The 23319-nt window shown below is 63.6% G+C and carries 24 protein-coding genes; 13 read left to right on the top strand and 11 right to left on the bottom strand.

All coding sequences use genetic code 11. The features are described 5' to 3' along the window. The first annotated feature begins 12 nt into the window (after positions 1–12). The gene (locus L8F45_RS12785; RefSeq protein ID WP_342363243.1) at positions 13–1221 is read left to right on the top strand and encodes an acetyl-CoA C-acyltransferase; all 1209 of its coding nucleotides are present in this window, start codon (positions 13–15) and stop codon (positions 1219–1221) included. An 8-nt stretch (positions 1222–1229) separates the two neighbouring features. Continuing rightward, positions 1230–1838 (top strand): VOC family protein, encoded by a 609-nt coding sequence (locus L8F45_RS12780; protein WP_342363242.1) that lies wholly within the window; start codon positions 1230–1232, stop codon positions 1836–1838. A 78-nt stretch (positions 1839–1916) separates the two neighbouring features. Here L8F45_RS12780 and L8F45_RS12775 read toward each other — a convergent pair whose 3' ends face one another. Then, complete coding sequence (locus tag L8F45_RS12775; protein WP_342363241.1) at positions 1917–3146, bottom strand: ABC transporter substrate-binding protein; 1230 nt, start codon at positions 3144–3146, stop codon at positions 1917–1919. A 213-nt stretch (positions 3147–3359) separates the two neighbouring features. Here L8F45_RS12775 and L8F45_RS12770 point away from each other — a divergent pair, with 213 nt between their 5' ends. The 10 genes from L8F45_RS12770 to L8F45_RS12725 all read left to right on the top strand — a co-directional run bounded on the left by L8F45_RS12770 (position 3360) and on the right by L8F45_RS12725 (position 13740). Continuing rightward, on the top strand, positions 3360–4238 hold the full coding sequence (locus L8F45_RS12770; RefSeq protein ID WP_342363240.1) for a branched-chain amino acid ABC transporter permease: 879 nt from the start codon (positions 3360–3362) through the stop codon (positions 4236–4238). 14 nt (positions 4239–4252) lie between these two features. Further along, positions 4253–6043 (top strand): branched-chain amino acid ABC transporter ATP-binding protein/permease, encoded by a 1791-nt coding sequence (locus tag L8F45_RS12765; RefSeq protein WP_342363239.1) that lies wholly within the window; start codon positions 4253–4255, stop codon positions 6041–6043. Further along, positions 6036–6782, top strand: coding sequence for an ABC transporter ATP-binding protein (locus L8F45_RS12760; protein ID WP_342363238.1), 747 nt, complete (start codon positions 6036–6038; stop codon positions 6780–6782). The genes L8F45_RS12765 and L8F45_RS12760 overlap by 8 nt, the downstream gene beginning before the upstream one ends. 42 nt (positions 6783–6824) lie before the next feature. After that, a complete protein-coding gene (locus L8F45_RS12755) occupies positions 6825–7715 on the top strand; it encodes an enoyl-CoA hydratase (RefSeq protein ID WP_342363237.1) in 891 nt (296 codons plus the stop codon). 14 nt (positions 7716–7729) lie between these two features. Then, entirely contained in the window at positions 7730–8893 is a 1164-nt protein-coding gene (locus L8F45_RS12750; protein WP_342363236.1) for an acyl-CoA dehydrogenase family protein, read from the top strand. A gap of 10 nt (positions 8894–8903) precedes the next feature. Beyond that, the gene (locus tag L8F45_RS12745) at positions 8904–9968 is read left to right on the top strand and encodes an acyl-CoA dehydrogenase family protein (RefSeq protein ID WP_342363235.1); all 1065 of its coding nucleotides are present in this window, start codon (positions 8904–8906) and stop codon (positions 9966–9968) included. Next, positions 9961–11112, top strand: coding sequence for an acetyl-CoA C-acetyltransferase (locus tag L8F45_RS12740; RefSeq protein ID WP_342363234.1), 1152 nt, complete (start codon positions 9961–9963; stop codon positions 11110–11112). Before L8F45_RS12745 ends, L8F45_RS12740 begins: the two co-directional genes overlap by 8 nt. 10 nt (positions 11113–11122) lie before the next feature. Next, positions 11123–11929 carry an SDR family oxidoreductase gene (locus L8F45_RS12735; protein ID WP_342363233.1) on the top strand — a complete coding sequence of 269 codons (807 nt, stop codon included), beginning with the start codon at positions 11123–11125 and terminating at the stop codon, positions 11927–11929. An 8-nt stretch (positions 11930–11937) separates the two neighbouring features. After that, positions 11938–12765, top strand: coding sequence for a sugar phosphate isomerase/epimerase family protein (locus L8F45_RS12730; protein WP_342363232.1), 828 nt, complete (start codon positions 11938–11940; stop codon positions 12763–12765). A 63-nt stretch (positions 12766–12828) separates the two neighbouring features. Beyond that, a complete protein-coding gene (locus L8F45_RS12725; protein ID WP_342363231.1) occupies positions 12829–13740 on the top strand; it encodes an SDR family oxidoreductase in 912 nt (303 codons plus the stop codon). On the opposite strand, the gene L8F45_RS12720 is transcribed toward L8F45_RS12725, so the two are convergent. The 3 genes from L8F45_RS12720 to L8F45_RS12710 all read right to left on the bottom strand — a co-directional run bounded on the left by L8F45_RS12720 (position 13737) and on the right by L8F45_RS12710 (position 17966). Next, positions 13737–15317 carry a FadD3 family acyl-CoA ligase gene (locus L8F45_RS12720; protein WP_342363230.1) on the bottom strand — a complete coding sequence of 527 codons (1581 nt, stop codon included), beginning with the start codon at positions 15315–15317 and terminating at the stop codon, positions 13737–13739. The two genes, L8F45_RS12725 and L8F45_RS12720, sit on opposite strands and share 4 nt — an antisense overlap. An 83-nt stretch (positions 15318–15400) precedes the next feature. Further along, the gene (locus L8F45_RS12715) at positions 15401–16102 is read right to left on the bottom strand and encodes a phosphatase PAP2 family protein (RefSeq protein ID WP_342363229.1); all 702 of its coding nucleotides are present in this window, start codon (positions 16100–16102) and stop codon (positions 15401–15403) included. Positions 16103–16163: 61 nt separating this feature from the next. After that, the gene (locus L8F45_RS12710; RefSeq protein ID WP_342363435.1) at positions 16164–17966 is read right to left on the bottom strand and encodes a putative bifunctional diguanylate cyclase/phosphodiesterase; all 1803 of its coding nucleotides are present in this window, start codon (positions 17964–17966) and stop codon (positions 16164–16166) included. A gap of 291 nt (positions 17967–18257) precedes the next feature. Here L8F45_RS12710 and L8F45_RS12705 point away from each other — a divergent pair, with 291 nt between their 5' ends. After that, positions 18258–18548: a hypothetical protein gene (locus tag L8F45_RS12705; protein ID WP_342363228.1), complete on the top strand. Its 291-nt coding sequence runs from the start codon at positions 18258–18260 to the stop codon at positions 18546–18548. Between the two features lie 3 nt (positions 18549–18551). On the opposite strand, the gene L8F45_RS12700 is transcribed toward L8F45_RS12705, so the two are convergent. From L8F45_RS12700 to L8F45_RS12670, 7 genes are all read right to left on the bottom strand, one after another. Then, entirely contained in the window at positions 18552–18848 is a 297-nt protein-coding gene (locus L8F45_RS12700; protein ID WP_342363227.1) for a hypothetical protein, read from the bottom strand. Further along, a complete protein-coding gene (locus L8F45_RS12695) occupies positions 18838–19074 on the bottom strand; it encodes a hypothetical protein (protein WP_342363226.1) in 237 nt (78 codons plus the stop codon). Before L8F45_RS12695 ends, L8F45_RS12700 begins: the two co-directional genes overlap by 11 nt. Before the next feature lie 57 nt (positions 19075–19131). After that, on the bottom strand, positions 19132–19821 hold the full coding sequence (locus L8F45_RS12690; protein WP_342363225.1) for an EthD domain-containing protein: 690 nt from the start codon (positions 19819–19821) through the stop codon (positions 19132–19134). Between the two features lie 33 nt (positions 19822–19854). After that, positions 19855–20289, bottom strand: a complete 435-nt coding sequence (locus tag L8F45_RS12685) for an SET domain-containing protein (protein WP_342363224.1) — start codon at positions 20287–20289, stop codon at positions 19855–19857. 113 nt (positions 20290–20402) lie between these two features. Beyond that, the gene (locus L8F45_RS12680) at positions 20403–20651 is read right to left on the bottom strand and encodes a hypothetical protein (protein WP_342363223.1); all 249 of its coding nucleotides are present in this window, start codon (positions 20649–20651) and stop codon (positions 20403–20405) included. A gap of 34 nt (positions 20652–20685) precedes the next feature. Next, entirely contained in the window at positions 20686–20847 is a 162-nt protein-coding gene (locus tag L8F45_RS12675; protein ID WP_342363222.1) for a hypothetical protein, read from the bottom strand. 311 nt (positions 20848–21158) lie between these two features. Continuing rightward, positions 21159–23273 carry an ATP-binding protein gene (locus L8F45_RS12670; protein ID WP_342363221.1) on the bottom strand — a complete coding sequence of 705 codons (2115 nt, stop codon included), beginning with the start codon at positions 23271–23273 and terminating at the stop codon, positions 21159–21161. Between the last annotated feature and the right edge of the window lie 46 nt (positions 23274–23319).

The raw sequence follows: 23319 nt of genomic DNA, 5'->3' as shown, positions 1-23319 counted from the left end.
GAGGAGTGAGCCATGCGCGAAGCCGTCATCGTCTCGGTCGCCAGGACGCCGATCGGCAAGGCGTTTCGCGGCGCGTTCAATGACACGGAGGCGCCGGCGCTGTCAGGCCATGTCACGGCGGAGGCGGTGCGCCGCGCCGGCATCGCGCCTGATCGCATCGAGGATGTGATTCTCGGCTGCGCCGCGCAGCAAGGCACGCAGGGCTACAATATCGGCCGTCTCACAGCCGCGTCCGCCGGCCTTCCCGATTCCGTGTCGGGCATGACGATCGATCGCATGTGTTCGTCTGGATTGATGGCGATCGCGACGGGCGCAAAGCAGATCATGGTCGACGGCATGGAGGCGCTGGTCGCGGGCGGCATCGAGTCAATCAGCCTGACCCAGACCAAGCACAAGAATTCACACCGCGCCCGTTCGGAGGCCGTGCTGTCGCATTGGCCGCATATGTATATGACGATGATCGAGACGGCCGAGATCGTGGCGCGGAAATACGGCGTCTCGCGCGAGGCGCAGGACCAGTTCTCGCTCGAAAGCCAGCAGCGCACCGCTGCGGCCTATCAGGCGCGACGCTTCGCCGATGAACTGGCGCCGATGCCGACCCGCAAGCTCACCATCGACAAGGCGACGAACGAGACGCGCGCCGAAGATGTGATGCTCTCGCAGGATGAGGGCTTCCGTCCCGACACCACGCTGGATGGATTGACAAAGCTCGAGCCGGTGTTCGCCGATGGCGAAATCATCAAGGCGGGCGAGCATGTGACCGCTGGCAACGCCTCGCAATTGTCCGACGGCGCCGCGGCTCTGGTGCTAATGGATGCGAAGGCGGCAGCGCGGGAGAATTTGAATCCGCTCGGCGCCTATCGCGGCATGGCGGTCGCGGGCGTGCCGCCGGAGGAAATGGGCATTGGTCCGGTCTTCGCTGTGCCGAAGCTGCTTGAGCGACACGGGCTCAGGATCGACGATATCGATCTCTGGGAGCTGAACGAGGCTTTCGCCTGTCAGGCGCTTTATTGCCGCGACAAGCTTGGCATCGATCCCGCGCGCTGCAATGTCGATGGCGGCGCGATCGCGATCGGCCACCCCTTCGGTATGACCGGCGCGCGCATGGCCGGGCATCTTCTCATCGAGGGTCGCCGCCGCGGCGTGAAATATGGCGTCGTCACCATGTGCGTCGGCGGCGGCATGGGCGCGGCCGGGCTGTTTGAAATCTATCCGGCCTGAACGCGGCGATGATATCGGCGCCAGCAGCCTCCGCGGCGAACGGGCTTTCGCCGATCCTCGGCCCCGCGACGCAGCTTGGCTATGTCGTGCGCGATGTCGAAGTCGCGATGAAGCATTGGATCGAGGTGTTCGGCCTCGGTCCCTTCCTCTTTCTTGAGCGGGGCGTTGCGCAGCCGGCGCCGATAACGCGCTTTCGCGGCGAAGACACCGTGATCGAGATGCGGCTCGCCTTCGCCTATCACGGCGACGTCCAGATCGAGTTGATCGAGCAGACCAACGATGCGCCATCGCCCTATCGCGAGTTCCTCGCGCGCGGCGGCGAGGGGCTGCAGCATCTCGGCTTCTGGGTTCACGATCACGAGGAAGCGTGCCGCAAGATCGAAGCCGCGGGCTATCACCCTGCCTATGTGATCCCGATGGCCGGCCAGCCGCGGCCGATCATCTATTATGACTCGCCTGCCATGTTCGGGCCGATGCTGGAATTGACGCCGCCTGAGATGCGTCGTTCGCGTCAGGCGGTGCGCAATGCGGTTGAGGCGTGGAAGGGCGGCGATCCCATCATTCGCTTCGACACCTACGCGTCATTTCTCGCGCAGGCCCTCGCCAATTCAGGCTGATCGCGGGAAGCTCACTTTCCAGTCCGCAAAATAAAAGCCGGGCGCGAGGGCTCGGCTTTTCCGTGAAAGATCGAATTTTCACGGACAGTCGCCGCGCTCCAGCAGACCATCCGAGCGGACGTCATAGGGACGCGTCACAACCTTCAGCGTCTCCGGTCCGGGCAGGAAGTGCGTTTCCTTGCTGGCCGCGAGCGGCCCGACCATATTTTCGATCTTGTCGGAGTTCTGCTCGATCCAGGCGGCAATCGATGCGCCGTCGGTTTTGCCCGAACCCTTGATCGCAGCCGCCAGAATGATCGGCTGGATGTAGTAGGGCGTCAGCGCAGCCGCGCCGCCAAGCCGTTGCAGATCAGGCACCGCCGCCTGCGCCCGCTTGACGAATTTTGCGAAGGGTGAGGCGCCGACTGCATCGCCCTTGCAATAGGTCATGCCGACATACTGCACGCTGTAGACGCCCTCGAACGACTCCTTGCCGATCGCGGTTGCGATTCCGACCGCGAAATTCGCGGTGGTCTGGTTGGTCATCACGGGCACATCCCAGCCGATGTCGCCGCGATTGCTGAGCATCTTGCGTGTGTCGTCGCCGAGCGAGTTCGTCATCAGAATGACGTCGGGCTTGGCGTTGCGCAGCGAGAAGAGCTGCGGCGTCATATCTTCGGTGCGGAAGGCGAATTCCTGCACGCCGACGGGCTGGATGTTCTTGGTCTTCAAGAGCGCGACCACATCGGAGATCGCGGCCTTCGACATGCCGCCATTGTCCGAGAGCAGGGCGATCTTGGAATATTTCTTCTTGTCGAGCGCATAGTTGATGCTCGGCAGCAGCTGGTTTGCGCCGGTCGCCGAGGTCGAGAAGTGATAGGGCGCGAATTTCGGCGTGAGATCGGTCGACGCCGCGCTCGACACTTGCGCCAGCTTGTATTCATTGGCGATCGCCACCACCGGGATTGTTTCCTGACTCGTCGCCGGCCCGACCACGAGATCGACCTTCTCGTTGACGGCGAGGCGGCGCATCTCGGCGACCGCGTGCGTCGGATCGGTCTGCGTATCCGCCATCACGAGTTGCACCTTGCGGCCAAGCACGCCGCCGGCGGCGTTGATGTCCTCAACCGCAAGCTTCCAGGCGATTTCCGCCACCTTGCCGATGGAGGCGCCGCCGCCGGTGACGGAGACAATGCCGCCGATCTTGATCGGCTGCTCCTGGGCCGTCGCATGGGAGGCTGACAAGGTTGCGGCGGCGGAGAGAAGAGCGGCGGTGATCAGGCGCAATCCACGGGTCTCGACGGCGCGCTTTGTCGATGATTTCAGCATGTTGTTTCCTCCCCGCGAAAGCTGCTCAGGAGGCTGTCGTCGGGCATCGTCTGGACAGACGAGGCGCCCCGGTAGTCCGTTCTAACGATGTTGAATCAGGCCCTGCCGAACATCACTCGGGCAGGGGAGGGCTGTTTCGCTACGCTGGCGGTCGCCGCGCGTTGGCGGAAAGCCCAAGGGCAGGAAGCCGGCGGAGCGCCGGGGGAGAACGGTTTGCTCAACGAGGTTCTGATCATCGTCATTCGCGGCATCGCGATCGGATCGATCTTCGCGACGGTCGCCATGAGCTTCAACATCGTTCATGGCGCGACGGGCATCTTCAATTTCGCGCAGGGCAACATGTTCATCCTCGGCGCCTTCGCGGCCTATCTCCTCGCGAGCGAGGCTGATGTCGCATTGTGGATCGTCATGCTGATCGTCGGCGGCCTCGGCGTTGCGGCGATCGTGACGTTTCAGGGCTACATCACGTTGCTGCCGCTGCGCTCGTCGGTCGAGCAGGATTCCTGGCTGATCTCGACGGTGGCGGCGTCGGTCATCATCGGCGCGATTCTGATGATCACGCTTGGGCCTTTCGCTTACAATGTTCCGAATATCGCGCCGAGTTTCCGCATCCTTGGCGTGCGCACGCCGGGCGCCTATGCGCTCGCCATCGGCGCGATGGTCTTCTGGTTCGTCGCGCTGCGCCTGTTTTTGCGCCGCACCTATACCGGTCTTGCGATCAGCGCGCTGTCGCAGGATTTCGACGCCGCGCGCGCCGCCGGCCTTCCCGTGAGAAGGCTGCAACTCATCGCCTTCGCGATCAGCGGGTTGATCGTCGGCTCCGTCGGCTTTCTCGTCGCTCCCGTCGTGTCGGTGACTGCGGATTCCGGATTGCGATATGTGCTCAACGGATTTGTCGCGGCCGTCGTCGGCGGCATCGGCAGCAATGCGGGAACGCTGATCGGCGGCCCGCTTGTCGGCGTCGTCGCCATGCTGACCGCCTACAAGATCGGCGGCGCCTATCAGGACCTCGCATCGCTGCTGGTGCTGGTCGCGATCCTGATGCTGTGGCCGCAAGGGCTCTTCGGCCGCGCCGCCGCGCGCCGGGTCTGACCATGAGCGCGGCGATGAATGCGCGGGGAGTCGAGGCGACATCTGCGGACGCGCCGGTTGCGCGCGGCCGTTTCAATTCCGACTGGGCGCAGCTCTGGATCGGCGTCGCGCTGATCGCTGCGACAGGGTTCGGGCCATCGCTGCTTGGCAACGACTATTGGGCGCACACCTTCCATGTCGTGAACATCTATATCGCGGCGTCGGTGTTCCAGAATCTGCTGTTCGTCGACGCCGGCCAGAAGTCGTTCGGCCAGGGCGCGATCCTTGGCCTCGGCGCCTATGGCGCGGCGATCGCTTATGGCCTGCAAGGCGTTCCGTTCATTCTCGCTGCTGTGATTGGCGTGCTTGCAGCGTTGCTTGGCGGATTGCTTTTCGCCCTGCCGGCTCTGCGGGTGCAGGGTTTCCATCTCGGCTTCGTCACGATGAGCGCGGGCATCGTCTTTCCCCAGCTCATCGTCACGCTCGACAAATGGACCAACGGCATCAACGGCATCCGCGTCGCCGTGCCGGCACTGACCGAGACCTGGCTCCTTCACCAGTCGCCGCTCAGCGTCATCCTTGCGATATTTCCAATGCTGGCGCTTGGCGTGCATTACGCGCTGCGCCAGTCGCGGCTCGGCCGCATGATGCGCGTTGCGGCCGCAAGTCCGGAAGCGGCCCGTTCTCTTGGTGTGAAGCCCGGCGTCATGCGCTGCATTGGCTTCGTCATCGCCTCGATCGGAACCGGCATCTGCGGCGTGCTGTATCTGCCGACCGTCGGCTTTGTCAGCGCGACGGCGTTTCCACTCGAACTCTCCTTCGTCTTCTTCTTCGCCGTCGTGGTCGGCGGTCGTGGGCAACTGCTCGGCCCGATCGTCGGCGTCTGGATCATCTACATCCTGCCGAACATCCTGCTCGCGCAACTCATCGAATATCGCCTGCTGATCTATGGCTGCCTCACGCTGCTCGCTGTGATGCTTTTTCCCGACGGCATTGTCGGCTCGATCGAGCATTGGCGGCGCAAGCGCGCGCATAAGGGCGGCGGCGATCAGGCGTTCCGTCTGGAGTCCTTTATCGGCCATTTGCCCGTCGTTCCCGAACAGACGCGCGCCGAACGCCCGGTGATCGAGGTGCGCGGCGGCGGCAAGCGTTTCGGTCAGGTGATCGCGCTCGACAAGGTCGATCTCACGGTCAGGCAGGGTGAAGTGCACGGCCTCGTCGGCGCCAACGGCTCCGGCAAGACCAGCCTACTCAACGTGCTCACAGGGCTCAGCCGCCTTGACGCGGGAACGATGTCGATCTCCGGCGCCGAGGCGACGCGCATGCCCGCCGACGCCATCGCTAACAGCGGCGTCGGCCGCACCTTCCAGGCGCCGCGCGTGTTCGCGGAACTGTCGCTGTGGGACAATCTTCGCATTGGCGTCGACGGGCGCGCGCAACCGAGCCGTGGCCATCTCGATCAACTCGCCGCCGATCTCGAACGGCGATTTGGTCAGGACAGCGCTTCGCTTCTCTCGCATGGACAGCGGCGCCTGCTTGAAGTGACGCGTACCGTCTTGAAGGAAGCGCCAATCCTGCTGTTCGACGAGCCCGCCGCCGGCCTGTCGCCGGCCGAGCGCAAGCAGTTCTCGGCGCTGGTGACTTTCCTCAGCAAGCGCATGGGCAAGACGATTGTGCTCGTCGAGCATGATCTCGATCTGGTCTGGGGTCTCGCCGACACGATCACCGTGCTCGAAGCCGGCCGCGTCGTCGCTTCCGGCGAGCCCGCCGCCGTGGCGCGCGATCCGGCCGTGCAGCACATGTTCGTGGGAGCGCGGCGTGCTTGAGGTCGAGAACCTTGTCGCCGGCTATGGCGACATGCCCGTGCTGCGCGAGGTGTCGCTTGCTGCGCGATCGGGGGAAATCCTGCTGATCGGCGGCGAGAATGGCGCCGGCAAATCGACGCTTCTGCGCGCCATCGCCGGCTTCAACAAGCCGACGAGCGGCGACGTGAAGCTGGAGGGCCGGAGCATCGCCGGCCTCGCGCCCGAACGCATCGCGGGGCAAGGCTTGCGGCTTGTGCTCGACGGCCATCGCGTGTTTCCCGAGCTCAGCGTCTTCGACAATCTGCGCATGGGCGCAGCTGCCCGGCCGCGAGATCGCGCCGGCTTCTCGCGCGCTGTTGAACAGATCTACGAAGTCTTTCCCATTCTGAAGGAGAAGAGCCGCGCCTACGCGCGCGATCTTTCCGGCGGCCAGCAGCAGATTCTGGCGCTCGGGCAGGCCTTCATCGCGCAGCCCAAGGTGCTGTTGTGCGACGAGCCTTCGATGGGCCTCGCGCAGGCGCTGCTGCCGCCGATCCTGGCTTTTCTCAGGCGCTGGGCCGAATCGGGAACCGCCGTCGTCATCGTCGAGCAGCACCTCGACGTGACCGCGCCTTACGCAGATCGCGCCTTGATCATCGAGCGCGGCGCCGTGAAGCTCGCCTGCGCAGCGAATGAGCTGCCGCAGGCCCTCGAGGCTGCGGCGGCGCGCGAAAATGCGTTAGTCTCTTCAGACGATTTGGCGGCGCCGGGCCAAACCTAAGTCTGGCTGATGCCGCAGCGCACAACATCCGGACGCTGATCCATGGCCGATCCCACTCAACCGACGTCGATCGCTTACGAGACCGATGAGCCGGTGCGCTATGATGTCGAAGGCGCGATCGCCTGGGTGACGATGAATCGTCCCAAATACAACAACGCCCAGAACTCGCAGATGACCTATGCGCTCGACGATGCGTTCAAGCGCGCCGTCGACGATGACGCGATCAAGGTCATCGTGCTGCGGGGCGAAGGCAAGCATTTCTCCGCTGGCCACGACATCGGCACGCCGGGGCGCGACGTCGCGAAATCGTTCGATCGCCGGTTGATGTGGGCCGATCATGTCAACAAGCCCGCGGCCGAAATGCTCTATACGCGCGAGCACGAAGTCTATCTCGGCATGTGCCGGCGCTGGCGCGATATTCCGAAGCCGACCATCGCCATGGTGCAGGGCGCCTGCATCGCCGGCGGCCTGATGCTCGCCTGGGTCTGCGATTTCATTGTGGCGTCTGAGGACGCGTTCTTCCAGGACCCGGTCGTGCGTATGGGCATTCCCGGCGTCGAATATTTTGCCCATCCCTTCGAGCTGCCGCCGCGCGTCGCCAAGGATTTTCTGATGCTCGGCGAGCGCCTGCCTGCGGCGCGCGCGCATCATTTCGGGATGGTCAACCGGCTTGTCGCGCGTGACGCGCTGGAGGCGGAGGCGCGCGCCATGGCGACGAAGCTGGCGGAGCAGCCGCGCCTTGGCCTCTGGCTGTCCAAGCAGGCGATCAATCATGTCGAGGAATTGCGCGGCAAGCGCGCGGCGATGGATGCAGTCTATCACATGCACCATTTCGCCCATGCGCAGAACGATCTTTCAACCGGCGACAAGCTCGGCGGCCAGGATGCGAAGAGCATGGCGGCCGCGAACAAGAAACAGGCCGGCGAGGCCTGACCCGGATCTCGCGCGTGAACCTCGCCTATACGCCTGAGCAAAAGGCTTTTCGCGCCGAAGCGCGCGCCTGGATGGAGGCGCATGTTCCGCGCGATCCACTGCCGTCCTTCGACGCGTCGCGCGAAGGATTCGAGGCGCATCGCCGGTGGGAGCGCACGCTGAATGAAGGCCGCTGGGGCATGGTCACCTGGCCGAGGGATTATGGCGGGCGCGGGCTTGATCTCATCCAGTGGCTGATTTTCGAGGAAGAATATTATCGCGCCGGCGCGCCGCTGCGCGTCAACCAGAACGGCATCTTTCTGCTCGGCCCGACATTGATGGAATACGGAACGCCGGAACAGAAGGCGCGCTTTTTGTCGGCGATGGCCTCGGGCGATGAAATCTGGGCGCAGGCCTGGTCCGAGCCGCAAGCGGGCAGCGATCTCGCCGCCGTGCGCTCGACCGCGCGACGCGACGGAGACGAGTATGTGCTCAGCGGCCACAAGATCTGGTCGTCGCGTGCTGTCTTCGCGGACTGGGCATTTGGCCTGTTTCGCAGCGATCCACAATCGCAGCGCCACAAGGGACTGTCGCTGATCTTCTTCAAGCTCGACACAGCGGGCGTGCGCGTGCAGCCGATTCCGCAGATCGATGGCGAGACAGGATTTGCGGAAATCTTTCTGGAAGACGTGCGCGTTCCCGCCTTCAACCGGCTCGGCGCCGAAGGCGAGGGGTGGTCGATCTGCATGGCGACGGCCGGCTTCGAGCGCGGCCTGATGCTGCGCAGCCCGGCGCGATTCCAGATGGCGGCGAAGCGGCTGATTGAACTCTATCAGGCGCATCAAGACGAGGTGGAATATTCGACGCGCGACGCCGTGATGCAAAGCGTCATGGATGCGGACGCTTATGCGCTCTCGATCTATGCAACCGCGTCGCGCCTGATGGCGGGCGGACAGATCGGGGCCGAAGCAAGCGTCAACAAGATATTCTGGTCCGAACTCGACATCGCGCTGCATCGCACCGCCCTGTCGATCCTTGGCGCGCGCGCCGAACTCCTGCGCGCGGCGCCGGCCGCCGGCGATGTCGGCCGCTGGCTCGATGGCTATTTCTTCTCGCTCGCGGGGCCGATCTATGCCGGCTCCAACGAAATCCAGCGCAACATTATCGCCGAGCGCATGCTCGGCCTGCCGCGCGCGTGAGGCATCGGCGATGGATTTCACTTTCTCCGACGAGCAGAAGATGGCGGCGGACACGCTGCGCGATCTGCTGCGGGAAACTTGCGAGCCGTCAGCGTTACGCAAGCTGATGCAATCGGGCGCGGCGCGCGATGAGGCGCGCTGGCGCCGCATCGCCGAACTCGGCTTTCAGGGATTGCTCGTTCCCGAGAACGCCGGCGGACTTGGGCTTGAGGCGCAGGATTTCGTGCTGGCGGCGGAAGCCTGCGGCTATTTCGCCTTGCCCGAACCGTTCGTCGAAAACACAGGCGTCGCGCTGCCTCTGCTTGCGGAATTCGCCAGCGACGCGAAAGCGGTGGCTGGGCTGAAGAAGGCTCTCGCCGGCGATATCACGGTCGCTGTTGGCCATCCCGTAAATCCGTTCGTCGCCGACGCGGGCACGGCGGGCGCGCTTCTGATGGCGCGCGATGGCGCGTTGTTTCTCATTGATGCGAAGACGGCGAAGCTGACAGTTCAGCCAAGCATCGATCCTTTTCGGCGACTGTTCACTGTTGATTTTTCGGCGGCGGACGCGACCCGCCTCGCGGGCAGCGCCGAAGCTACGCTCGCGCTTGCGCGCGCGTTCGATCGCGGCGCACTCTTCACCGCCGCTCAGCTGCTTGGAATCGCGCAGCGCTGCGTCGATCTCGCCGTCGCCTACGCCAGGGAGCGTCAGCAGTTCGGCAAGCCGATCGGCTCCTATCAGGCGATCAAGCATCACCTCGCCACCGCGCAGGTGAAGATCGAATTCGCGCGTCCCGTGCTCTATGCTGCGGCGGCAGAGATGCATCTTGAGAGCGTCGCATCGCGCGCCCGCGTATCTCACGCGAAACTCGCGGCGTCGGATGCCGCCGATGTCGCGGCGCGCACGGCGGTGCAGGTCCACGGCGCCATGGGCTATTCCTGGGAAGTCGACGTGCATATCTTTCTAAAGCGCGCGCTGGCCCTGGACTTCGCCTGGGGCGAGCCGAAGCTTCATCGCGCGCGCGTCGCCGAGCGCGTCTTCGCGCATCCCCTTGGTCCCGATCTCACCTTCTGCAAGGATGCGGCGCATGGCTGAAGCCTACATCATCGACGCCGTGCGCACGCCGGTTGGCCGCAAGAAGGGCTCGCTCGCGGACGTGCATCCCGCTGATCTCGGCGGCGTCGCGCTGAAGGCGCTGATGGATCGCACGGGTGTTGATCCCAACGCCGTCGAGGACGTTGTGTTCGGCGCCTGCGACACGATCGGCCCGCTCGCTGGCGACATCGCGCGCACCTGCTGGCTCGTCGCGGGATTGCCCGAGCACGTGCCGGGAACGACGGTTGATCGCCAGTGCGGCTCCGGCCAGCAGGCGGTGCATTTCGCCGCGCAGGGCGTGATGAGCGGCTCGCAAGATCTCGTCGTCGCCGGCGGCGTGCAGCAGATGAATGCGATCCCGATTTCCGGCGCCATGCTGGCGGGGCAGGCTTACGGATTTCCCGATCCCTTCTCGACATCGCCCGGCTGGCGCGCGCGCTATGGCGATCAGGAGGTCAGCCAGTTTCGTTCCGCCGAGATGATCGCGGAGAAATGGGATTGCTCGCGCGAGGAGATGGAATCTTTCGCGCTTGCGAGCCATCAGCGGGCGATTGCCGCAATCGACGAAGGTTGGTTCAAAAGTCAGATTGCACCAGTTGGCGATATCGCGATCGACGAGACGCCGCGTCGCGATACGACGCTCGAACGCATGGCCGCTTTGAAGCCGCTGGTCGAGGGCGGGCGCGTCACGGCTGGCGTCGCCAGCCAGAATGCGGATGCGTCGGCTGCCCTGCTGGTCGCGTCCGAACGCGCCGTCAGGGATCACAAGCTCAAGCCCCGCGCGCGCATCCATCATATGTCAGTGCGCGCCGCCGATCCCGTCTGGATGCTGACGGCGCCAATTCCCGCGACGCGTCACGCGCTTGAGAAGGCCGGCCTCAAGATTGAAGACATCGATCTCTTCGAATGCAACGAGGCCTTCGCCTCCGTGGTGCTCGCTTGGATGAAGGAGCTGAAGATTCCGCGCGAGAAGGTCAATGTGAATGGCGGCGCGATCGCGCTGGGTCATCCCCTTGGCGCGACCGGCGCGCGCATCATGACGACGATGCTGGCGGAGCTGGAGCGTCGCAAGGGTCGCTACGCCTTGCAGACCATGTGCGAGGGCGGCGGTCAGGCGAACGTCACCATCATCGAGCGGCTGTGATGAGGGCGCTGTGAGCGACAGGCTTCCTTCCGCCACGGCGACAATCGCGCTTCCCGGACGCGTCGTCGTCGTCACTGGCGGCGGGCGCGGCATCGGGCGCGCGATCTCCGAGGCGTTTCTCCGCGCCGGCGCGACGGTCGCGATCTGCGGGCGCAATGCGCCGGATGAATTGCCCGAAGGCGGAGGACGAAAAGCAGGCTTCCACGCCTGCGACGTGCGCAAGGCCGATCAGGCGAAAGAATTTATCGATCGCCTCGCGGCCGAGCATGGCCGGATCGACGTGCTCGTCAACAACGCCGGTGGCTCCCCCGCCGCCGACGCTGCCACGGCTTCGGCGCGGTTCTCAGAAGCGATCATCGCGCTCAATCTTCTCGCGCCGATCCATCTCTCGCAGGCGGCGCATCGATGGATGGCGGCTCAGGAAGAGGGCGGCGCGATCGTGAATATCGCCAGCATCGCTTCGGTGCGGCCATCGCCGGGAACTGCGGTCTATGGCGCGGCGAAGGCGGGGCTTCTCAGCCTGACGCGCAGTCTCGCGCAGGAGTGGGGACCGAAGATCCGCGTCAACTGCGTCATCGCTGGCATGATCGCGACCGAGAAGGCTGATCTCTACTATGGCTCGGGCGAAGCGCGACAGGCGATCGAACAGTCATTGCCGATGAAGCGCCTCGGAACGGGCGAAGATATCGCTGCGGCGGCGCTCTTTCTTGCGAGTCCGCTCGCAAGCTTCGTGACAGGCGCGAGCCTGGAGGCCCATGGCGGCGATGAGCCGCCTTTGTTCCTCGATATTCTCGCGCGCCACGCGCCGAAATCCTGAGCCGCGCGATGGCGCGGCCGCTGATCTCAAGCTCGCACACGATCTCCGGCGTCATGCCGGGCGGCGCGACGATCTCACGTCATTCCTTCGAGGATCGCGTTCGCGCGGCGACTAAGGCCGGCTATGTCGGGCTTTGCCTGCATTATCGCGATTATCTCGCGCAGCGCGCGGCCGGGCGCTCGGATGAAAACCTGCGCGAGATTCTCGATCGCCATGGCGTCGTTCATCGCAGCGTCGAATTCAGCGCCGACTGGTTCGTGGATGGCGTGACGGGCGAAGAGGCGCAGGCCGGCCTGCTCGCCGCGTGTCGCGGTTTCGCTGCAACCTCTTTCAATGTCGGCGGCGATCTCGCGAGGCGAGGAATTCCGTTCAAGCTGATGCGCGAACGTTTTCGCGCGCTCTGCCGCCGCGCTGCGGATCAGGGCGTCGCCGTCGCCATGGAGATCGTCGCCTGGGGCAACGTCAGGGACATCGACGCCGTGCTCGACCTGCTCGATGGCGCGCCTGATAACGCCGGCCTCGCGATCGACTGCTGGCATATCTTCCGCGCCGGAATTTCGTTGCAGGAGCTGAAACGCATCCCTGCGGATCGCATTCTCTGCGTGCAGGTCAACGACGCCGCGGCCGCTCCAGCCGGCCCGCTTGCGGAGGATACGATGCGCCGGAAACTTTGCGGCGAAGGGGATTTCGATCTCCGTGGTTTCGCGGCGACGCTCGAAGGCATGGGCGTGATCATTCCGTTCAGCGTCGAGATCATCTCGCCTGAGAATGCGGCGATGGGGCTGGAAATATCGGCGCAAATGACGTTCGAGACCGCGCGGCGCGCGCTTGGCTGACTCGTCCCTTCGGACGATGGCGCAAAGCCGCACGGGCGTGAAATCGCGCAACAAGGAGCTGACATGGGCGGAATCTGCGAAGGGCGCATCGTCATCGTCACCGGCGCCGGTCATGGCCTCGGCAAGGCCTATGCGTTGGGGCTCGCGGCCGAAGGCGCCAAAGTCGTCGTCAATGATCTCGGCGTTGGAACTTATGGCGAGGCGGGCGTCGGCGCGAGCGCGGCGCAGCAAGTCGTCGACGAGATCAGGGCGAAGGGCGGCGAAGCCGTTGCAAGTTATGCCGACGTCGCCGATTTCGAGGCCTGCAAAGGGATCGTGCAGACGGCGCTCGATCACTTCGGCGCGCTGCATGCGCTCGTCAACAATGCCGGCTTTGTCCGTGATCGCATGTTCGTGTCATGCACGCCGGAGGAGTGGGACGCGGTGCTGCGCGTGCATCTGCGCGGCCATTTCTGCACCAGCCGTCACGCCGTCGATTATTGGCGCGCGCAGCAGAAGGCGGGAAAGCCCATCGATGCGCGCATCATCAACACCTCGTCCGGCGCCGGCCTGCAGGGCAGCGTCGGGCAGAGCGCCTATTCCGCCGCCAAGGCAGGTATTGCGACGCTGACGCTGGTGCAGGCGACGGAGTTGGCGCGCTACGGGATCACTGTCAACGGCCTTGCGCCGAACGCGCGCACGCGCATGACCGAAACCGCCTTCGCCGAACAGATGAAGCCGAAGGAGAACGAATTCGATATTTTCGCGCCGGAGAATATGGCGCCGCTTGTCGCCTTCCTCTGCAGCGAAGCCTCGCGCGATATCACCGGCCAGATTTTCGATCTGCGGGGCGGCCGAATTTCTGTTGCGCTCGGCTGGATCGACGGGCCGACGATCGACAAGGGCGCGCGCTGGCAGGCGTCCGAAATCGGAGCAGCAGTGAGGGATCTTGTGGCTGCGCGCCCGGCGCCGAAACCCGTCTATGGCGGCGGTTAACCCGCTGCGAGGGTTTCCTCGCGCAATTTATTCTTGAGCACCTTGCCTTGCGCGCTGGTCGGCAGCGCGCCGCGGAACTCGATGCTGCGCGGCGCCTTGAAGTTCGCGATCGTCTCGCGCGCCCAGGCGATCAGCTCCTGTTCTGTCGCCGCGGCGCCGGGGCGCAGCACGACAAAGGCTTTGCCGACTTCGCCAAGCCGCTCGTCCGGCACGCCGATCACCGCGATCTGGCCGACGGCGGGATGCGCGCTCATCAACCGTTCGATCTCGGCGGGATAGCAGTTGAAGCCGCCGGAAATATACATCTCCTTCAGGCGATCCTCGATGTGGAGATTTCCTTTGTCGTCGACATAGCCAATGTCGCCGGTGTGTAGCCATCCCTCGGGATCGATTGTCTTTCGCGTCGCTTCTTCGTCATTGAAATAGCCTTTCATGACGAAATAACCACGCAGAACGATCTCGCCCGGCTTGTTCTTTTCGAGCAGGCGCCCATCCGCATCCATCACGCCGAGCTCGACGCCGGGAAATGGCTTGCCGGCGGTGTTGGCGATGGTCTCATCGTCGTCGGCGGCGCTGCACATCGCGCCATAGCCGCCGCATTCGGTGAGGCCATAGCCGTTGACGACGCCTTCGAAGCCCAGCTCCTCGCGCATGCGGCGTACGAGCACGGCGGGAATGACGGCGCCGCCAGTGATGCCCAGCCTGAGACTCGATCGGTCGAACGATTTCATCTCGGGGTGCTGCAACATGCCCTGGAAGATCGTCGGCGGCCCGGGGATGACGCTGATTCTGTCTCTTGCGATCCGGCGCAGCACGTCGTCGGCGTCATAGGTTCGTTGCGGGATCAGCGTCGCGCCGCGCATCAGCGAAACGATCGCGCCGGAGCGATAGCCGAAAGCGTGGAAGAACGGCGGGATCACGAGCAACCTGTCGCCGCGGCGAATGCCAACGCGATCAGCCCAGTCCGAGATGGCCTGCAGCGCCTGCCGGTGGCCATACATCACGCCCTTCGGAAATCCTGTCGTGCCCGACGTGAACAGCATGTCGCAGAGATCATCGGGCCCGACGGCGCGCTGTCGTTTGGCGACGGCTTCATCCGTGATCGCGTCGCCGCTCGCGAGAAACGCGTCCCAGTCCGTATCGCCTGTGCGCGCATGCTCGATCACGACGACGAGCCGAACCCGCCTGCGCGCGGCGTCGGTCAATTGATCGGGATAATACTGGCCGAGGAAATCGCCGGCGGAAAACAGAAAGCTCGCGCCGCTGCGCGCCGCGAGTTCCTCGATCTCCGCCGATTTGTAACGCGTACTGGCGGGGATGAGCACAGCGCCGATGGTGACCAATCCCAGCGCCGCGATGAACCAGCGATAGCTGTTCGGCGCCCAGATCATCACGCGATCGCCCTTTAAGACGCCGGCAGCGATCAGCGCTTTCGCGGCCCGCCTTCGCAGCGCGTCGACGTCGTGGAAGGTGAGGGAGACGCCGTCTTCAATTGCGATCGCGTCGCCATAGATCGACGCCGCGCGCTCGCACAGAGCGGGGATCGTGGAGAACCGCCAGTTTGAATCTTCGATCATGCCTGCCTTCGGCCGTCGCCATGGGCGCAGGCCGAGCTAGAAGCGGCGCCCCTGCTGGAGCATCGTCCGTCCAGACGACCGGATCAGAGCGGCAGTTTCAGCGCCAGCCGGAGTTGCGAGCGCGCCGCGCTATAGTCTTTTCGGAAAGACGGGTCCTCGAACAGCGCGTCGGCGATGGCGACGCCCACTTTCACGCCGGCCGCGACATCGGACGGATGATGCGCGCCGGCGATCACGCGGCTGTCGGCGAAATCCTGGATGCGCGCCTCGATCGCCTTGCGCTCTTCCGGCAGCATGCGCGCGAGGACGGTTCCGACCATGCCGCCGAAGGCGGCGTGGCTCGAAGGATAGGACTCAGACGTCGGCGTCTTCGACAGGACGAGGATGCGCTTGTCCCCGACGAACGGCCGCTCGCGATGAAAGAGCCTCTTCGCGGGCTTCATGACAAGGCTTTCGCTGGCGCGCATGCGCTTCACCAGCGCTTCCAGCAACTCGACATCGCGCTTGCGCACGTCGATGCCGGCGCCGGTGAGAAACTGCCGCGCATTGCGCTTCTCGTCGGCGATGGCGCGCGCCTCCTGTTCCGGCGTGCGCTCGGCCTGTCGCTTCACCATCAGGTCGAGTTCGGCGCGCGTTGCGGCGGCGTCCGGCGGCGGCGGGACGATCTTCGAGATGTCGACGGCAGCGGCATAGGCGTTGTCCTTGGCGGCGGCCGGCGCGATGACGATCGTTGATAAAGCCGTGAAGAGGGCGACGGCTGCGCCGAGCTTGCGGATGAAAATCATTGGAGGGTCCCCACACGCTGCTCATGCCGCGTCATGCGCGGCCACGCAACAGGTGGAGCGCTCAGCCTCCCGCGGCCTCCGCGAGCGCCGGCGGAATGCGGATTTCCGCGGCGGCGCCGGCCGCAAAGCGGTTGAGAAACGGCGCGACGTCACGCGCCGCGAGCGAGGAGCTGATGAGAAACCCTTGCGCTTCGTCGCAGCCTTCGGCGCGGATCGCATCGAGCTGCAACGCCGTCTCGACACCCTCGGCCGTGATGGCGAGATTGAGCGAGCGGCCGATCCCCATGACGGCCCGCACGATCGACAATGAGTGCGGCGATTCCACGAGATCGCTGATAAAGGAGCGGTCGATCTTGATCTTGTCGAAATCAAACTGCCTGATGTAGGCGAGCGAGGAATAGCCCGAGCCGAAATCGTCGAGCGCGATGCGGACGCCGAGCGCGCGCAGGTCGCGAAGCAGCGCGAGATTCGCCTGCGTGTCGTGCAGCAGCACGGATTCCGTGATCTCGAGCGTCAGTCGCGCCGGATTGAGCGCCGCCTTGCCAAGCGCCGCAGCGACGCGCAGCGGCAGCGTGCGATCGCCGAACTGGCGCGGCGAGATATTGACGGCGACCGTGACGTGCGGCGGCCAACTCGCGGCGGCGAGGCAGGCCTGCTCGACCACCCAGGCGCCGATCGCGATGATGTCGCGCGTCTCTTCCGCCACCGGGATGAATTCCGCCGGCGAGATACGGCCTTTCGTCGGATGGCGCCAGCGCAGCAGCGCCTCGAAGCTGCTGACGCTGTCATCGCGCAGGCTGACGATCGGCTGGAATTCGATCTCGAATTGCTTCTGCGCGAGCGCGACGCGCAGATCCGCCTTGAGCTGCTGACGCGCGCGCAGGCGCTCCTCCATCTCGCATTCGAAATGGCGATGGACGCCGCGGCCGGAAGCCTTCGCCGCGTAGAGTGCGATGTCGGCCTTCTTCAGCATCTCGTCCGGCTGGCCGCATGCTTCGCCCGACAGCGCGATTCCGATGCTCGCGCCGACAGTGACAGTCTGGCCTTCAAGCTCGAACGGCTTGCTCAGACGCCGCAGGATGCGGTCGGCGAGATCGGCCGACTCCTCTGGCTGCGAGCGCGCGAATTGCAGGATGGCGAACTCGTCGCCGCCGAACCGCGACACGATATCGCCCGGCGAGACCGAGGAGCGCAGGCGCGCCGCGATCTGAACCAGCAGCGCGTCGCCCGCGGCATGGCCCAGCGTATCGTTGATCTCCTTGAAATGATCGAGATCGACATAGAGGACTGCGGCAGGTTTTTCTTTCGCCTCTCCTGCGGCCTGCATGAGCCGCATCTGGAAGATGGCGCGATTGAAAAGCCCGGTCAGCGCGTCATATTGCGCCATGTGATCGATCTGCTCGCGCGCCCGCTTGCTCTCGGTGATATCCTCGACGATCGCGAAGACATAGCGCGGCTCGCCATTCTCGCGAATGACGGTGATGGTGCGATGGCCCCAGGCGATGGCGCCATCCTTGCGCACGTAGCGCTTCTCGTCGCTGAAAGAGTCTTCGCCGCGCTTGACCGGCGGCGCGAACAAAACGGTCTGTGCGACGCCGTCTTCGGATGAAGACAATTCTTCATGCGGCATGTCGAGGAGTTCGCGCTCGGAATAGCCGGTGAAGGCGCAGTAAGGCCCGTTCACACGCACCAGCCGGCGCGTGCGCATGTCGCCCCAGGCCATGGCGACGCATGAGAGATCAAACACCTCCTTGAACCTGTGTTCGGTCTCGTTGAGAAAGACTTCGTCAGCCTTGGCGTTCCGCGCGGCTGAGCGTCGTCGCGCCATCAGCGCGCAGCCGGTCGCCGCCAGCGCCACAAGCACAATCAACAGAGCGCTGACGAGGAAGGACAGGGGAGCGGCTCGCTCGGTTCGGAGACGCGGGCCTATGGCTGGCGAACCGTTGATGTGAGGTAAAATCGAAGCGCCGGATTGCGCGCAACCCGGCGTATTTTAAACGTCTGTCACTTCAGCTTCACATTGATGGCTTCGTCTGGGCCGAAGCCGAAAAAATGGTTTCATCGCGTAAAGATTAATATCCACAATTCGTTGGCTCAGAATCATTGCGCGAGCCGGGCGCGCAGCATTTGATGTGGCCCCGCCGGAGCGTCGAAAATGGCTGCCATTGTGAGTTGGGATGGCCTGGATTCGCGACGCCTCGAGGCGATGGCGATGGTCTATCGGCGCGCCAACGAAATCGCGACGCGGCAGGCCTGTGGCGGCGGCGCGGCGCGCTCCTCGGCCGCCGAGCGTCTTGCAGCCATGCGCGCCGACATGAGGGCGGCATTGCGCGCCGAATTGCGCAAAATCGGCTGTCCCGAGCCGCAGCTCGACGTCACCGCCTCGACGATCATCATGCGCGGGCTGCGCGCGAAGCTGGCCGCGCGCTTGATCGCCGCGGAATAGCCGTCAGCGCTCCTCTTCCTCTTCGCCGCGGTCGTCGAAGTCAGCAATGCGCGCGCCGAGCGCCGCCGCAAGCTTGCCTTCGATCGAGGCGCCGCGCTCGGAAGAGGAGAGCGAGGCGATGGCCGCGTTGAGCGCGGCTTCGCGCCGCGCATACTCCGTCCTCTCCGTCGCGCTGGAGATCGCGGGGATGTTCCGGTCGCTCCAGCTTCGGTCTTCGAGCCAGGCGAGATCACGGCCGCCAAGGCCGGCGGCGGTCAGGCGGGCGCGCAGCGCCGTCAGTTGATCGGTCTCAGCCATCATTTTCCGCGGTCAGCTCCTCGACGCTCAGCCCGTCGTCAGTCTGCAGATGCCCATGCTCCACCAGCCAGCCCCTGAGGATGGCCGCCGCCAGCTCCTGCCGGCCGCGCCAGGGCGATCCGTCGTCCGCCAGCGCCTCGTCGAGAGCCGCCGCCATGGGCGGGGATAGTTGGAGCCTCAGCTCTTCGTCAGGCTGATGTCCCGGAGCCGATCTCGTCGCGTTGGCCATCTCTCGCCCTCGTCGCTGGTTCAGGCGACCATTTAACGCCGCAGCGGGGCGATTTGTTCAGGCCGGCTCGATGCGCCAGGTCGCCATGGGAAAATGGGTGGCCTTGCCGGTGAAAGGCGGAAAGGCCCGCCCGTCAGCGCGCATTTCGACCATCACCGGGGAGGCCAACGCCGCGATCAGCTCGGCGAAGGAGTTGAACACCACCTTGTTGCGCTGGAGAACCGCGCTGCGCGCCCATGCAAGTCCGCTGCGCCACGCGACCGGTCGATAGGTCTCGACCTCGCGAATGCCGGGGAAGCGCTTCATGATCGGGGGGTGATGGGCGTCGTAATGGTCGAGCCAGCCCGCGCGATCCGCCGTCGTTCCGGGATAGGTGACGAGAAAAGTGCAGCAGGGCTGCGAAGGCGCGCCGGCGCCGGGATCGAAGGCGCGAACCTCCATGATCTCATGCGAGACGGCGGCCTTTCCGAGAGGCTGGAGCGCCGCGCTGCGGGAAAACGCGTCGAGCCCGCCGCCCGCAGCGGCGGAGGCTTCGGCGGTTTCAAGCGATCGGAAATAGAGCTGCAACGCCAGCGCCGGCCCCGCGCCGTCCTGCGCGAAAGGCTGGTCCGCGGCCGTGCGGTCCGGCGTCATCACGCGGCCATGGGCGAGGCCGGGCAGGCGGGCGATCGCGGAGCTGATCTCTTTGATCGCCTTCGCATCGAGGGCGACGTCGGGCGCATCGAAGATCACGAACAGGCAATGCATCGTTCAGACCTCCGTTCGCCGCGCGAAAACAGTCTAGGCGCGCGCCGCCTTGCGCCCGGACTTCTTCTCCGCGCATTTCGGGCAGCGGCAGCCATGCGGGCCGATGAACTCGTCGAAATAGGTCTTGCCGTAATCGTAGGTGATCTCTTCGCCGGGCTGGATGCGACGCTTCGCCTTGATCTTGATGCGGCCGCGAATCTCGTGCGGCTCGGCGTTCGGCCGGCAGGAATGATTGATGTAGCGGGCTGTGTTCCAGCGCGGCGAGCCGTCGATGGTCCAGCGGCTGTTCACCTCGAAGAAATAGCGCGCGCCGGTATGCTCCTCGAGCTCCTTGTTCGAGAGGCGCGGCCCGTCATATTCGATGATGAATTTGCCCTTCTCGATGATGTCGGTGGCGAAGAGGCCAAGGCCCGCCGCGGAGCGGGCGACGCGGAAAGGGCCAGTTGCTGCGCGCGAAGAAGTCGCCATGCGAATCGAAATCGTTGTGGAAGGGGATTTTGCTATCTTGAGGATCAGGCCGCTGCCGTCCAGCGGCGAATTGTCCCTGTCGACAGGAATGGCGCGGGCGCGAAGACCATCGCTCATGTCAGCCCGAAGGGCGGCAGCGCGCCGGTGAGGCTGAGCGTGACATGGTCGGGGACCATCAGAACCGCCCTGGCGTGCGGGTCGCATTCCGACATCGCGAATTTCAGCGCCGACGCCTTGTCGACGAACACGCCGCCGAGAAGGCCGCGGCTGTCGCGCGCGATCCAGCGGCGATCGCAGTCGAGCCCGATGAAGAACAGAACGTTCTTGACGGTCGTGCGGCTCGCATAAAGCGATTGAGTCATTTGAAACTCCTGAGATGAAGCCGAACGCGCCCGATCAGGCGCGCGCGAGCCATTCCAGCGCGATTGCAAGCATCGCGATGAGCAGGATCACGCCTGCGGTGGCGTTGAGCCCTTCGGCCCGCAGGCGCCGCCGACGCGAGGGGGAGACCGGGCGCGGCCGCCTGTGAAACGCCGCGGAGTGGATGAGGAGTGACATATCCGTTCGACCCTGCGCGCGTGTGGCGCTGGTCTCAGGATGGCGACCGCCGCATAAGCTTTCCAGCGGGAGGCGAGGGGAGAGATATAGGAAAGCTGTGGGGGCGGTGCGATCGTAAGATCGGTAACGTAAAGCGATAAGGTCGTGAGTGCTTGGCAGCCTCATTTCGATTCTGCCGAATTTCTAATGTATCGGAAGATTACAAACGAATTGAGTTGAAGGGAGATGCGCCAGATGGATCGCTGACGCGACGGGCAATCTTTAATATGATCGTTGCGGAGACGGTCGGCCCGCGCGCACGGCGCAGCGTATCATGCCTCTGAGCCATTTGTTCCCGGGCTTCCCAGATGCTCGAACCGAGCCATTAGAGCAGAAAGGTTTTCATCCTTTTGCGCGATTTTGTTCAATAGTTCCCAAACGGGCCCGCCCCCAAAGTCCATAACGAGCTTCATACGTGTATCTCCCGCTGGGGGATCCGCTCGCTCGATCATTGAAGCCAGTAGATCTACATAAGTAGCTCTACATTCGAGCAAAATATCATCCCAGCCGCGGATAGTGATACGCGTATCATTGGTCCTAATTGCCGGACTTCCTGGGTGGCCGACCAACAAACCCGTCAACGTGGCAGACGGGTGAAATGCCTGAGTAAAATCCAAATAATCTCGCAATTGTCTATCATGCTCCGCCGTTAGTTCTCGCGCGGGCGCTTTCAGTTCGACAATTTGTATAGTCTTTTTTGAGGCATCGGTCAGGAACACGAAGTCCGCTCTCTCTCGATCCGTCATGCCTTTAATCTCACGACCAGCGCGATCCTTTGTACCGTCATCTAAAGCAGCATGCTCGATTGTGGTCTTAAGATGCTGATCGGCGGTCAATAGGTCTCCACGAGGTTGAAGAATCCATGGAAACGTCTCGATGAGCTCCTGAAGGTTTTCTTCGCTTTTTTGGTGAACTAGTCGATGAAGAACGCTCAGCGCATAGGCGCGCTGAGCGAAAGTCATCGCAAGACCCATAGCTTCTGGAACCGTGTGATCTTGAAGTTTCGATGTTACTTCAAGAAAGGTGGCCGAACCTGATGGAGCCTTTTCAAGACCATTCCAAAGGTCCTTCAAAAGATTGCGACTGGGCAGATTCACCCAGGCCTGCGATACCGCCGAAAGTAGCTCGTCTGCGACCGTTGATTGATTTTTCCCGAGGTCCCTTGTTGCCTCTGCTACGAGTAGATCGATTTGCTCATTCTCGTATGGTGAATAAACGGGAATTTCTCGCGCAGCACGACGCTCCGCAGCTCTTGTTTTGATCTCGCCAACGTGTTTTCCAGCTCTGTGGGTTGCATACTGTCCAAGCCACGCAACTACCTTCTGACGCCCCCATTCACGGAACTCCGAAAGCTCGTGGCTACTCCAGTCCAAGCTTGACCGGTCCGTCGATATAAGATCACGCTCGAACTCGTCGATCCAATCTGCTTCCACCGAACCGTACATATACCGTTGAAAAACCTCTTTTCCCTTAGCGCCGAAGAAGAACGGTCTATCCTGCGCGCTTTTGCCATGGGCGAAGACACCCACACCGGCCTCATCGGCCGCCCATTCTGCCGAGCCGACAAAGCCAACCCAATATCTGACTTCGCCGGCAGCCAGCGTTTCCGCGACATATCCTTCGGCTGGAATACGGAGCTCGAATTTTGGGATGGCGCTAGCCTTATCGATCGGTTGATCGTTGATAGATACCGAAAAATCCGGACGGTTAAGCACAACCGTGAATTTATTAGCCAGAGATGTTTGAATTGCGTTGCGGTCGAGGTCGTCGTTGGATGTTAAACGTCGCATCCGCACGAGAGTGCCAGTCTTCTCCGTAGATGCGCGGACGCGGTCGACAAACGCAACGATATCGGCTGTGGCTGACGAAGGCAGAGGCGTAAGTAAGTCTTGGTCCTCAAGTGTAAACGATGGCGGATAACTTCCTCGCTTGGTGGCCGCTGCAATTAGATCGTCGAGGTCCAATGTAAACCAGCTTATCTTATTGTTGGCGCACGTAACTACGTCCACGGACCTAGCGATTCCAAACGGTGCAAGTTTGCCGATCCCTTTCCGCCCCATAGGCCCTCGGCCGCCGGGCGATTTCATCTTGGCGCTATTGCGCTTCGGTTTCCCTATAACAAGATAGCGGCTTCGAATGGTTTCAAAATCCATTCCACTACCGTTGTCGGCGACAGAGAGAAATCGCGTTTCTGAAGGTGCGTCGCGCGCTGAGGTACTAATAAACACCTGCTTGGCATCAGCATCCCAAGAATTTGCGACAATCTCCGCGAGAACATTTCCAGGTTTGTTCTGGTACAGCCGAATCCCCAGATGCTCGATAACATTGTGATCAAACTCCAACACAGGCGGGCTTTTCTGCACTTCATTCTCTTTGCTGTCGCTCATGCGTTGAGTCCAAAGTGGATTGGTCATTGTAGCTGTAGTTCAGCTG

The sequence above is a fragment of the Terrirubrum flagellatum genome (assembly GCF_022059845.1).
Classification (GTDB): domain Bacteria; phylum Pseudomonadota; class Alphaproteobacteria; order Rhizobiales; family Beijerinckiaceae; genus Terrirubrum; species Terrirubrum flagellatum.
This window is presented reverse-complemented; position numbering and strand designations above follow the sequence as displayed.

Excerpts from the sequence above, each read along its gene's own strand:
- L8F45_RS12740 (WP_342363234.1), top strand. The coding sequence starts at position 9,961 with ATGGCTGAAGCCTACATCATCGACGCCGTGCGCACGCCGGTTGGCCGC.
- L8F45_RS12670 (WP_342363221.1), bottom strand. The coding sequence starts at position 23,273 with ATGAGCGACAGCAAAGAGAATGAAGTGCAGAAAAGCCCGCCTGTGTTG.
- L8F45_RS12745 (WP_342363235.1), top strand. The coding sequence starts at position 8,904 with ATGGATTTCACTTTCTCCGACGAGCAGAAGATGGCGGCGGACACGCTG.
- L8F45_RS12690 (WP_342363225.1), bottom strand. The coding sequence starts at position 19,821 with ATGCATTGCCTGTTCGTGATCTTCGATGCGCCCGACGTCGCCCTCGAT.
- L8F45_RS12765 (WP_342363239.1), top strand. The coding sequence starts at position 4,253 with ATGAATGCGCGGGGAGTCGAGGCGACATCTGCGGACGCGCCGGTTGCG.
- L8F45_RS12775 (WP_342363241.1), bottom strand. The coding sequence starts at position 3,146 with ATGCTGAAATCATCGACAAAGCGCGCCGTCGAGACCCGTGGATTGCGC.
- L8F45_RS12715 (WP_342363229.1), bottom strand. The coding sequence starts at position 16,102 with ATGATTTTCATCCGCAAGCTCGGCGCAGCCGTCGCCCTCTTCACGGCT.
- L8F45_RS12725 (WP_342363231.1), top strand. The coding sequence starts at position 12,829 with ATGGGCGGAATCTGCGAAGGGCGCATCGTCATCGTCACCGGCGCCGGT.
- L8F45_RS12675 (WP_342363222.1), bottom strand. The coding sequence starts at position 20,847 with ATGTCACTCCTCATCCACTCCGCGGCGTTTCACAGGCGGCCGCGCCCG.
- L8F45_RS12730 (WP_342363232.1), top strand. The coding sequence starts at position 11,938 with ATGGCGCGGCCGCTGATCTCAAGCTCGCACACGATCTCCGGCGTCATG.
- L8F45_RS12785 (WP_342363243.1), top strand. The coding sequence starts at position 13 with ATGCGCGAAGCCGTCATCGTCTCGGTCGCCAGGACGCCGATCGGCAAG.
- L8F45_RS12755 (WP_342363237.1), top strand. The coding sequence starts at position 6,825 with ATGGCCGATCCCACTCAACCGACGTCGATCGCTTACGAGACCGATGAG.
- L8F45_RS12780 (WP_342363242.1), top strand. The coding sequence starts at position 1,230 with ATGATATCGGCGCCAGCAGCCTCCGCGGCGAACGGGCTTTCGCCGATC.
- L8F45_RS12700 (WP_342363227.1), bottom strand. The coding sequence starts at position 18,848 with ATGATGGCTGAGACCGATCAACTGACGGCGCTGCGCGCCCGCCTGACC.
- L8F45_RS12720 (WP_342363230.1), bottom strand. The coding sequence starts at position 15,317 with ATGATCGAAGATTCAAACTGGCGGTTCTCCACGATCCCCGCTCTGTGC.
- L8F45_RS12680 (WP_342363223.1), bottom strand. The coding sequence starts at position 20,651 with ATGACTCAATCGCTTTATGCGAGCCGCACGACCGTCAAGAACGTTCTG.
- L8F45_RS12705 (WP_342363228.1), top strand. The coding sequence starts at position 18,258 with ATGGCTGCCATTGTGAGTTGGGATGGCCTGGATTCGCGACGCCTCGAG.
- L8F45_RS12685 (WP_342363224.1), bottom strand. The coding sequence starts at position 20,289 with ATGGCGACTTCTTCGCGCGCAGCAACTGGCCCTTTCCGCGTCGCCCGC.
- L8F45_RS12695 (WP_342363226.1), bottom strand. The coding sequence starts at position 19,074 with ATGGCCAACGCGACGAGATCGGCTCCGGGACATCAGCCTGACGAAGAG.